The sequence below is a fragment of the Sporosarcina sp. NCCP-2716 genome, assembly GCF_023707985.1.
GTDB lineage: Bacteria > Bacillota > Bacilli > Bacillales_A > Planococcaceae > Sporosarcina.
The window spans coordinates 376,510-386,225 of sequence record NZ_BRCF01000002.1; the positions used below are offsets into that span (position 1 = coordinate 376,510).

General features: G+C 49.6%; 13 protein-coding genes. 1 reads left to right on the plus strand and 12 read right to left on the minus strand.

All coding sequences use genetic code 11. From position 1 onward, the window contains the following. Positions 1-8 precede the first annotated feature (8 nt). The 9 genes from NFU03_RS05640 to NFU03_RS05680 all read right to left on the minus strand — a co-directional run bounded on the left by NFU03_RS05640 (position 9) and on the right by NFU03_RS05680 (position 6,991). Complete coding sequence (locus tag NFU03_RS05640; RefSeq protein WP_251636837.1) at positions 9-908, minus strand: DoxX-like family protein; 900 nt, start codon at positions 906-908, stop codon at positions 9-11. A gap of 252 nt (positions 909-1,160) precedes the next feature. Next, the gene (locus tag NFU03_RS05645) at positions 1,161-1,670 is read right to left on the minus strand and encodes a MepB family protein (protein ID WP_251636840.1); all 510 of its coding nucleotides are present in this window, start codon (positions 1,668-1,670) and stop codon (positions 1,161-1,163) included. A 186-nt stretch (positions 1,671-1,856) separates the two neighbouring features. Then, positions 1,857-2,255, minus strand: coding sequence for a hypothetical protein (locus NFU03_RS05650; RefSeq protein ID WP_251636843.1), 399 nt, complete (start codon positions 2,253-2,255; stop codon positions 1,857-1,859). 148 nt (positions 2,256-2,403) lie between these two features. Further along, on the minus strand, positions 2,404-3,024 hold the full coding sequence (locus tag NFU03_RS05655) for a class I SAM-dependent methyltransferase (RefSeq protein ID WP_251636846.1): 621 nt from the start codon (positions 3,022-3,024) through the stop codon (positions 2,404-2,406). A gap of 187 nt (positions 3,025-3,211) precedes the next feature. Beyond that, positions 3,212-3,832 carry an NUDIX hydrolase gene (locus tag NFU03_RS05660; RefSeq protein WP_251636849.1) on the minus strand — a complete coding sequence of 207 codons (621 nt, stop codon included), beginning with the start codon at positions 3,830-3,832 and terminating at the stop codon, positions 3,212-3,214. Positions 3,833-3,911: 79 nt separating this feature from the next. Beyond that, positions 3,912-5,240 (minus strand): amidohydrolase, encoded by a 1,329-nt coding sequence (locus NFU03_RS05665; RefSeq protein WP_251636852.1) that lies wholly within the window; start codon positions 5,238-5,240, stop codon positions 3,912-3,914. A gap of 87 nt (positions 5,241-5,327) precedes the next feature. Next, positions 5,328-5,741 carry a type VII toxin-antitoxin system HepT family RNase toxin gene (hepT, locus tag NFU03_RS05670; protein WP_285835416.1) on the minus strand — a complete coding sequence of 138 codons (414 nt, stop codon included), beginning with the start codon at positions 5,739-5,741 and terminating at the stop codon, positions 5,328-5,330. Further along, complete coding sequence (gene mntA, locus NFU03_RS05675; protein ID WP_251636857.1) at positions 5,734-6,141, minus strand: type VII toxin-antitoxin system MntA family adenylyltransferase antitoxin; 408 nt, start codon at positions 6,139-6,141, stop codon at positions 5,734-5,736. Before mntA ends, hepT begins: the two co-directional genes overlap by 8 nt. 73 nt (positions 6,142-6,214) lie before the next feature. Further along, positions 6,215-6,991 carry a TatD family hydrolase gene (locus tag NFU03_RS05680; RefSeq protein WP_251636858.1) on the minus strand — a complete coding sequence of 259 codons (777 nt, stop codon included), beginning with the start codon at positions 6,989-6,991 and terminating at the stop codon, positions 6,215-6,217. A 154-nt stretch (positions 6,992-7,145) separates the two neighbouring features. On the opposite strand from NFU03_RS05680, the gene NFU03_RS05685 reads away from it, so the two are divergent. Continuing rightward, positions 7,146-7,931 (plus strand): 3-hydroxybutyrate dehydrogenase, encoded by a 786-nt coding sequence (locus tag NFU03_RS05685; protein WP_251636861.1) that lies wholly within the window; start codon positions 7,146-7,148, stop codon positions 7,929-7,931. A gap of 138 nt (positions 7,932-8,069) precedes the next feature. Here NFU03_RS05685 and NFU03_RS05690 read toward each other — a convergent pair whose 3' ends face one another. The 3 genes from NFU03_RS05690 to NFU03_RS05700 form a co-directional block, all read right to left on the minus strand. Further along, positions 8,070-8,534: a DUF2691 family protein gene (locus NFU03_RS05690; protein WP_251636863.1), complete on the minus strand. Its 465-nt coding sequence runs from the start codon at positions 8,532-8,534 to the stop codon at positions 8,070-8,072. A gap of 92 nt (positions 8,535-8,626) precedes the next feature. Continuing rightward, complete coding sequence (locus tag NFU03_RS05695; RefSeq protein WP_251636864.1) at positions 8,627-9,055, minus strand: hypothetical protein; 429 nt, start codon at positions 9,053-9,055, stop codon at positions 8,627-8,629. A 134-nt stretch (positions 9,056-9,189) separates the two neighbouring features. Continuing rightward, on the minus strand, positions 9,190-9,716 hold a 527-nt coding region (locus NFU03_RS05700; RefSeq protein ID WP_309296253.1), incomplete at its 5' end, for a hypothetical protein.

Sequence of the window (9,716 nt, forward strand, 5' to 3'; positions counted from 1 at the left end):
TTCACTCTTCACCTCTCTCTTTTACACGTGGCAGCCGTCGGAAGATCACGGTTCACAAACAATCCGATGCCTGTCAAAACGAATAAAGAAAGATTGAATGTAATGGGATTGAATGGGTGAACGGCTGTTTCCGGCGCAGCAACAAAGGCTGCGAGTGTCAAAAGAGGGAAGGCAATGAGTTGCAAAAGAAGAAGATGTCGTTTCTTCCGATAAAACAACCAAATGATTCCGAATAACACTTCAACTGCACCAATCGTCCAAACTGCTGATGTCGCCGCAGCATCCGAAAGCGACAGGCTGCTTGCAACCATGGCCTTCTCTTGGGGGTGCATCGTCAGTAGTTTCGGCACGAGACCTTGATAGATCCAGAGGAAAGCGAAGTATACCGTGAGAACCTGCATGATGAAAAAACGAAAGTATTGCGACCTAGGGGCTTCCCCGCGTTCAATCCATCGCTTCAGCACATCAAAACTCAGGGCAGTTGCATACCCCATTAATGGGCGAAACAGCCGATCAACCAGCATTCCTACTGGACCAAAGTTCGTTTTATAATCATATTGTGTTAAAAATTTTGTACGTTCCTCTTGCGGCTCGTATTTCCAATAGCCGCGGCCTTCACGTATCGGCGAGACTTTTTGGTCAGTACCGAAGTGCAGCGAAGAACTTCGCGAGCCGTCGTCCAAATAAGCGGATCCACTGCTCGTTCCCCATCCTTCTACTGTCAAAAAAGGGCCAACCGTGCGCGTATAGGTAAACCGCTGGGGCTGATTTTCTTCCTTTGGTAAGTAAGAGATGGACGAAAAGCGCAAATCCCACTGCGCATGTAAATCGGGTTCCTGTGAAGCGTTCCAGATCTGCTGAACCGGAGCATTTATTATGATTTCTACGTAAATTGGTTTTGGCTTCATAGATTTCGCCTCCCGTATACGTTTTCCTGCACGTCCACTCATTATCTTAACTCGTATTTGGACTCCCCCTAGTTTACCAGTTCTGTTTACCGAATGATCTATTTGAAACGAAAAAGAGGCGCCGGAAGGGCACCTGTTTACTGCTTATATAAGATACTAGGGGAATAAGCGATTAGGAAGCAGTTACAACTCACTACCTTCATTTTATTAACTTATAAACTTCAGACACGCATGGCGCTCAAATGCTGGTAGTTAAAATGAGTATAATTCCACTATTTTCCCTAGAGGTAATCTACCCATATCACTCATATCCACAAAGAAGGGTGACTGCCATTTCTGGGTTTTCATCGCCTGTGTGCTGCTCGGATGATCCCAGCTTGGGTAAACTCGAAATGCCATTTTACCTGTTGTTGAAGCAGAACGAAGGATACCCTGTTTTAACAGGACTTCTTTCGGAAAAATGAACTGACCAAACTCGTTTTCATTCTTAAAGGTAGTGATCACTAAAAAGTCAGGAGCTTCCTCGTATACGTACGGTTGATTTTTACGATTCCCATCCTTTTCCCAACATGCGACAAACTGTCCTTCTTTGGCAGGAGTTACTTTTGCAACCCTGAACCGAACTGTTTTTGAAGCTAATTGGAATACACCTGCACCATACTGGTTGTTCTGATTTTCTTCTGCGATTGACTTTGCAAGCAAGTTATTCGGTTCGTAGATTAATTCATTTACATAACGGAATGCTGTAGAAAAATCATTCATCATTCCCACCCCCTCAGACTCACAGACTTAGCGTCACTTGCTAAAGTGTTTACTTATTTTCAAAGTTAACGCGTTCAGTTGATGAAGGATTATTTTACTGTCATTCTTCTGTTCTTAGTGATGAACCAATCAGATCCCTACTTTAGAATCAAAGTTCCTGCACAGGCAAAAAAGAAGGCTGCACAGTTAATGTAACGGAAAGTCTTCCTTCATTTCATATAGTTCAAAATCATCCTCATGAATAACAATCGAGATAATAGTTGTTCCTTTTTTAAAGAAATTAGTATGTCCCATTTGTTTTTCTTTCAACAGTTCCCACCCCCACGAATTAATCTCTTCAAAATACTCACTGGGTGGATATAGTCCTTGTTCTCCTCCGATATTCTTCAGCCGATACTTTTCGCCCTTTTTAATAGTGGAATTGTCGAATTGTACGTCACTTGACTTTGCATTTGCTGGAACCGGAAACTCTTCATTTATTCCTGCTTTTTTATAACTAACAGTCGTATCACCAGAAGGCGAACAGCCAACCAGACACAATACAACCAACAACAGTAGATAGAATCGACCTTTGTAAGTTTTCATCATTTCACCCTTAGACATTTTTTTGTTTCACTTACTTTCCTATCAGCTTTACTTTTCACCTGATAATGGCTTCTTTGAACCGTCTGCAGAATTGCAGAGACAAATAAGGAGCGACAACTATGATGTTGCCACTCCTTTTCATCTGCCATTATTTTTCGATAATGAAAACCCCGCCACAATGGGAGATGGGATAGAATTCGCTCGGTATCTTCAAAAGAGAACGCATTTCGTCATGAACGAAGTAGAACTCATCATCATCCCAATAGGCGATGCTATCCAGCCGGCATTTATTAAGGTGTTCCCGGGTTTCGAACGCAATGTCGCCGATCAAAATCTTGCCGCCGTCCTTTAGCAGCGGTCGCAACATGGCGATGAACTCCGCTTTCTCTTTGTCGGGTAAGTGATGCAGCGCGTAGGTGCTGATAATGGAATCGTACTGCCTGCCGAGGATCTCCGGAGGCAATCCCTTGGAAATATCCCACTCCAGCAAATTAGCATCCGGCATGGTCGGTTGTGCCAGCGCAATCATATTTGACGAAAAATCCACACCGTCAATATGATGTCCCTGCTCATACAATTTGCGCGTCAAGACGCCTGTTCCGAAACCGATATCCAGAATGTCGGAGTTCGGTTTCTGCATGGATTCATTAAAAATAACATTGAGTATTTCCTTATATCCTGCAAAAGGATAGGTATTGCTTTCCTCACTCAACTGAACGGTTTTGTCGTATTCATCCGCCCATAAATCGAAGCCTTTGCTCGTTAACATGAATGCTCCTCCAATACCTCTTTTGTTTGTGGGCATTCAACGAAGCTTCCTTTGATGAATTACCCGCAATGGATCCCCTTATCCTGACTGTCCCCTGTAGCGATATATGTAGTTACCATATGCCTCACACCTCTCCACGATTGTCATCCCATACTAGCACAATTACCCAGCTATGACACCCGAATTTTCAGTCTTTACTAATATCAATAAAATGCTTCAAAATCCGGGCGGTGATTCCCCAGACGGTGTAGCTGCCGTATTCGTAAAACCACTCTTCCTGTGTGCGGTTCCCCCACTTGTACTTTTTGCCGTTGTAGATTTTGTCGAACGGGAAATCGGGCAGGGGCGCCGGCTGGACCGGCACGCGGTGCAGCACCGGTTCGGTTTCCAGCAGCCAGCTGAGCGGAATCGTGAACACTTTCTCGACTTCCGCCGGGTTGTATGAATGGATGATTTCGTTGTAATCACATACGCCGACGTACGGAAAGACGACGAACGACGGTGACGCGATATACGGGCTCAGCTTGCCGGCAATCCGGACGGTTTTCGGGTCGATGCCGAGCTCCTCCTGTGTTTCCCGCAGCGCTGCCGCCATCGGGGATGCATCTTCCGGATCGATGCGTCCGCCCGGGAAACTGATATCTCCCGGCTGTTTGCGCATCGTGAGCGACCGCACCTCAAAGACGACATGCCAGTCGCCCTCATGCTCGACGAGCGGTATGAGCACCGCTGCGCGGAATGCCGTCTCCTCGCCGATGAACAGCGCGTTGTTCGCTTCCAACCGTTTCTGCAGATTGTCCATAAACATCACGTCTGCCCCCTCGATTTCTATTCCACTCATCGTACCATTGATGGCCATAGGAGTGAAGATGCGGCAGGCACTCCATTCACTCGTCCGTCATCGCTTTCCGTGCTTTTTCCTCGAACCCGCATTGCTGCATAGCTGCCGCGAGTTCGGCGCGCAGCCCGGCCGCATCATGTCTGACTAGTTCCTTCTCTGCAACCACCTGTTTCCCGCCAATGAACACATCCCGGACATTACCGGCATTCGCCGAGTATACGAGCGCTGAATACGGATCGTAAATCGGGAACATATTGACCGAAACGGTTTCCACGAGGATAAAATCAGCTTGTTTGCCCGTCTCAATAGAGCCGATTTGCGCATCCATTCCGAGCACCTTCGCCCCTTCAATGGTCGCAAGCTTGACGATTTCGTGCGCCGGGAATGCACTTCGATTGCGCAGATGGGTCTTATGAAAATTGGCGAACAGCCGCATCTGGGTGAACAGGTCCAACGTGTTACCGCTGCTCGGTCCGTCGGTGCCTAATCCGACCGTCACGCCAGCCGCCAGCAGATCCCGCACCCGCGCCACCCCTTTTGCCGACTTCGTATTTGCCCCGATGCAGTGAGCAACTTTCACGTCGTACTTACTGAGCAATTCGATATCATGGTCCGTCAGATGGATGCAGTGCGCCGCCACGAGCCGCGGACTGAGGACACCGATCTCTTCCAGGAATTCAACCGGCGTCTGACCCCGTTCTTGCCGGAGCTGTTCCATCTCGAAATCCATCTCACTCACATGCATCATCCACGGGACCCCGTATCTCTCGGAAATCCGATCTGCCTGCTGCTGGGCTTCGATCGTGTTCGTATACGGCGCATGCGGCGCCACAGAAGCCCGTACTCGATCATGTCCCTGCCATTCCGGCACAAACTGTTCAGCGTATTGCAGGCCGCCCATCGGCTCCTCCACATCCACCGTCACCGAGTCGATCACCGTTTCCGCAACCAGTGCCCGCGCATCCATCTCATCAGCCGCCCTCGCAAGCTCCTGTTCAAAATAATACATATCGAAAAACGTCGTCACCCCTGCCAGCTGCATCTCCGCAATGGCGTATTTGCCGCTCGCGTACGCCAGCTGTGCGTCCATGCACTCGTTCTCCAGCGGGAACAGGAAGCGGCGGAGACGATCCGGATAATCATCCCCAAGCGAGCGGAACGGAATCATGCCGATATGGGTGTGGGTGTTCACCATCCCCGGCAGCAGGATCGCATCTTTTGCGTCAAGATGCCGGTCGTACGCCAAATCCGCCGGCAGGGTGTCCATTGATCCCACCTTGAGAATCCGTTCATCCGCCAGCACGTAGCCATGGCGATATTGCCGCATGTCCGCATCCATCGTGACAATCCACGCATTCGTAATTAGAGTTTTCATCGTTCTCCGCCTTTCTGCAGGGCAATATCAAAATAAACGTACCTCTTTTACAAGCTGGCATGGGACCGAAAGTCGCTATGGACTGGCTTAGTCGTCAAGACGGGCTAATAGATACGTAGTCAACGCAGTGAAGTCCTGTACATGCTTTTCAACAATCGCCTGGAGGATTTGAAGGTCGATCGCCTGGCAGTCATGAACCGCGATATTTCGGAAACCGACCATTTTCACTAAGTTGGACGCTAGCTCGTTCGACAGAATCCCATTTTCCTGCAACAGGAGAAATGCATCCCGGCTCGCTTTCGGAACGCCAAGCCTGTTTTCACTGACCAGATGCATGGCCAAGTCTATACTCGCCTCGCAGGCACGCTGGATGTTCAAGACGATACTATCTTGCTTTGTGTAATCTGCTAAGTTGTCCGGGTTCCCATCATAGACTTCCTGGATCCGGGCAGCACACCGTTCGATGGTGGCGGCTTTACTCACGATGATGTCTTCATTCACCATATACACTCCCCCTCTTTTTCACAGCTTCCAGAATACCCGCCCGCTGCTCATTGAGCGTCGCGTACATGCTGTAGGCACGCATCCTTTGTTTGATGAATTCATTATCATCCCGGCAAAGAATCCGTTTGCCCGTTGAAAAAATCTGGACAGCGAACACTGGATCCACCTCCCGCAGATTCACGAGGTCTACATCCCTGCCGGCCAGTTCGGCAAGTTCACCGGCGAGTAAAAAACGATCGTACCCGGACAGCACATCTTCCGCATAATAGGCAATATCCAGATCGCTGTCAGCACGGGCTGTTCCTTTGGCAACCGAACCGAACAGGATGACAAAGGCAGGATTCACCCGCTCTGCCAGACGTGCCGCCACTTGTTGTAACGTTTCGTGTTCCACCATCTGATTCCGACCTCCTGCCATTCTTTCTTCCATCGTATCATCGACATGGCGTCCAGGCACGTCCGGATGCACCTCACTCTATTTCATAAAACCCCTTTGTCGTCTCCAGCAATTCCCGATAGACCTTTTCCACCGGCAACTGCTTCAATTCCGCGATCGCCGCAATGCTTGCGTGCAGCATCGCAGGCTCCGTCATCCGCCCGGCAAACGGCCCTTCGAACGGCCACGGTCCGTCGGTTTCGACCATGAGCTGCGAGAGCGGCACCCGGCGGGCGATGTCGCGGATCTTCGGCCGGTAGACGACTTCGGGAGTGACCGACACGGCATAGCCGTTCGAAAGCATTCGGTCGAGCACCGCGTCACTTCCTTTGAACCAATGGAAATGTGCTCGTGTCACCCCATGCTCCTCCAGCAGGTCACAGACCGTTTCCGCGTCGTCATACACCGCATGCAGCACGATCGGCAAGCCGGTCGCCGCCGCTTTGCGGATAAACCGCTCCAGCAGAGCCTCATACTGCGCGCTGTCGAGCGACGGATCCTCAAGCTGCAAATACCACGGCAGGCCGACCTCTCCAATCGCCGTGATCGACTCCCGCTCATCATCGATCAGCTGCAGCAGCGCCGCCACTTCCGCTTCACCCGGCAATGGCTGTTCCGGATGAAACCCGGCCGCCGGCAAAATGCGCCGGTCCTCCCGCGCCAGCTCCAATGTCCGGCGCGCAGAGGCCAAGTCGGTCGACATGGCGACCAATGCGCCAACGCCTGCTCGCTCCAGCCCGGCGAGCATCTGCTGCCGGGCAGGTTCACTGTATTGATCCAAATGGATATGGGCGTCGATTAGTTGGGGCATGATATGTCATCCTCTCATTCTCTGTCGGTATGCTTATGACTGTCCCTTTCGCCTTGAGCCTCTCGTTTCCCTTTTCCAAGGAAGGATGAACGATGCTTGCAGCGAAAACCGGGTATACTAATCTGAATGAATTCATCTACTGGAGGTCTTTCAAATGGGGTCTTTACTGAAGGATAAAGTGGCGTTTGTAACAGGGGCAGCGAGCGGAATCGGTCTGGAAGTGGCGAGAGAATTCGCGAAGGAAGGGGCCCGCGTCGTCATCTCCGACGTGAATGAAGAGGCGGCCAAACAGGCGGCGGAACAGCTGACGGCGGATGGCTATGAGGCAGCTGCGGCGGCCTGTGACGTGACCGACGAAGAACAGCTCGGCCGGAGTATCGACTTTACTGTAGAGAAGTTCGGGCGGCTGGACATCCTCGTCAACAACGCCGGCCTGCAGCATGTCGCGGACATTGACGAGTTCCCGACGGAGAAATTCCAACTCATGCTGAATGTGATGCTAACAGCGCCCTTCATGGCCATTAAAAAAGTATTCCCACTCATGAAAAAGCAAGGTCACGGCCGGATCATCAACATGGCGTCCATCAACGGCGTCATCGGGTTCGCTGGAAAAGCGGCGTACAACAGCGCCAAACACGGGGTCATCGGCCTGACGAAAGTCGCGGCACTGGAAGGCGCAGCACACGGCATTACCGTCAACGCCCTATGCCCAGGCTATGTCGACACTCCGCTCGTTCAGAACCAGCTGGCCGGCCTCGCGGAAACACGGAATATCCCCATCGAGAAAGTGATGGAAGACGTCATCTATCCGCTCGTCCCGCAAAAACGCCTCCTGTCCGTCCAGGAGATTGCGGACTACGCCGTCTTCATCGCGAGCGACAAGGCGAAGGGCGTCACGGGACAAGCGATCATCCTGGACGGCGGGTATACGGTGCAGTGAGGAAGTTCCGGAGTGACGGTTACAGGCAGGGGTATTACTGAAGAAAGCGCACAGACCGCTGCTAGGGTCTGTGCGCTTTTCATGTTTCATCCCTTATCGGGTCGACGGTATAGCTGCCGCTTTCTGCAAAAAGACTTCTTACCCGATCAGCGTCTGGTTTGTATCATTCTCATCGGTCAGGTAGGTGACTCGCTCGTACCCCGCGTTGACTGCTTTGGCATAGAGTTCACCTATCATCTGGTGGTCTTTTGCATAGATCCATACGTAAGATGAATCGGCCACGAGGAGAACGAGCTGACAGTCACTGGCCAGAAATTGCTCGTACGTGGCGATATCATTCACGGGAGTAGTGGAGCCTGTCGGAAAGGCCTTGATATCCACGAAGATCAGGTAATACTCCGATTCGGAAAGCACCCTGCGGAGCGTTTCCCCGCTCATCACTTCATCCTGGAACAACAATCTCCCCAATTCGTTATTCTCCATCACATAGGTCTCGTTCATCCCACCTAATTTCCATTCGAACGCCTCGATGTCCACGCCATCCAATAGGCCCGCCAGAATGTTATCGCACTCATCTGGAATGTAGAAAGATACACCTCTCACGCTCCGCCCTCCTCCCTTGCTTTTAAAGGAATAAACGTGCAATCCATGACAGCAGTATGTGACGGAACCTCTATATCTGAAAAAGACGATTTTTATCCCTCAATAATACCGTCTAATGCCTTCTGTATTTCTTTTTCAACAGGCGCACTTCCTGAAATTTCATTTTGCTGATGGACATAAATGATAAGTATATTCCTCTTTTCGAACACACTCACGGTATTCAGTTCCATCTTCTCTATTCTATTGGCAAATTCGATTTTGCCCTTCTTCAGATCATTATCGTTTTTGAATTCAAAGATACAAAGCTGTTTTTTTGTATTGACTTCATACGTCCCTGGCTTCACATTTCCAAGTTTTTGACCATAGGGATTTTTCGGAAACTCAGTTTTCACCAAGACGATTTCATTATCTTGCAAAGCCATTATCACTTCTTCTTCCGTAATATGAGAGCTGTCATTTGTCTGAACAGGTTGACAGGCAACTAAGAATAGAAGGAAACAAAAACTAATAACTTTCTTCAATTCGTTTCCCCCACTACAATGTCATTCGCAAATCCCACTGAAGGAAAAGACCATCTTCACATAACAGGCCATTTGTGACTTTGATGCGATCGCAACGCTGGAACTATGCTTGATCGCGTATACAGGTGAATGGGTTACCCCTCCACAAGCCCGTAGTATTTAAATAGTTTCCCCTCTGACTCTACGAGTAAAATCGGCCCTGCAACTTCTCCCGATTCTTTAGCCGAATAGATTTTTGCACCAACAGGCAATTTGTTCGACATCTCATCCTCAAAGGTTGTATCCGTATCATTTCTTGTTTTGATTTCCCCCACCTGCTCGTCTTTTGTTAACGTCAGTTCTTCAACCCAGTCGATGCCAGTCTTATAAATAACACCGTCGAATTGAAATAGATCAGCCTCCGGGTCTAATGCGAGAACCTCTTTTGCATCCGGATTTTCTGTTGTATAAGTTTCTGTTGTACTGATGGTTGATGAATTAGAACACCCGACCGCTAGTAAGGAAATAAAAATGGACAAACTTAATAATACTATTCGCATCCTCATCCAATCCCTCCTCGTATCGTTAGACGGGTAAGGGTACAACCAGTTTGTATTTGGCAAGTAGAAAATGTATGTTTCGGCAATTAAAAATGTAGGTCCTTGCCAATCATCTTGTTTTA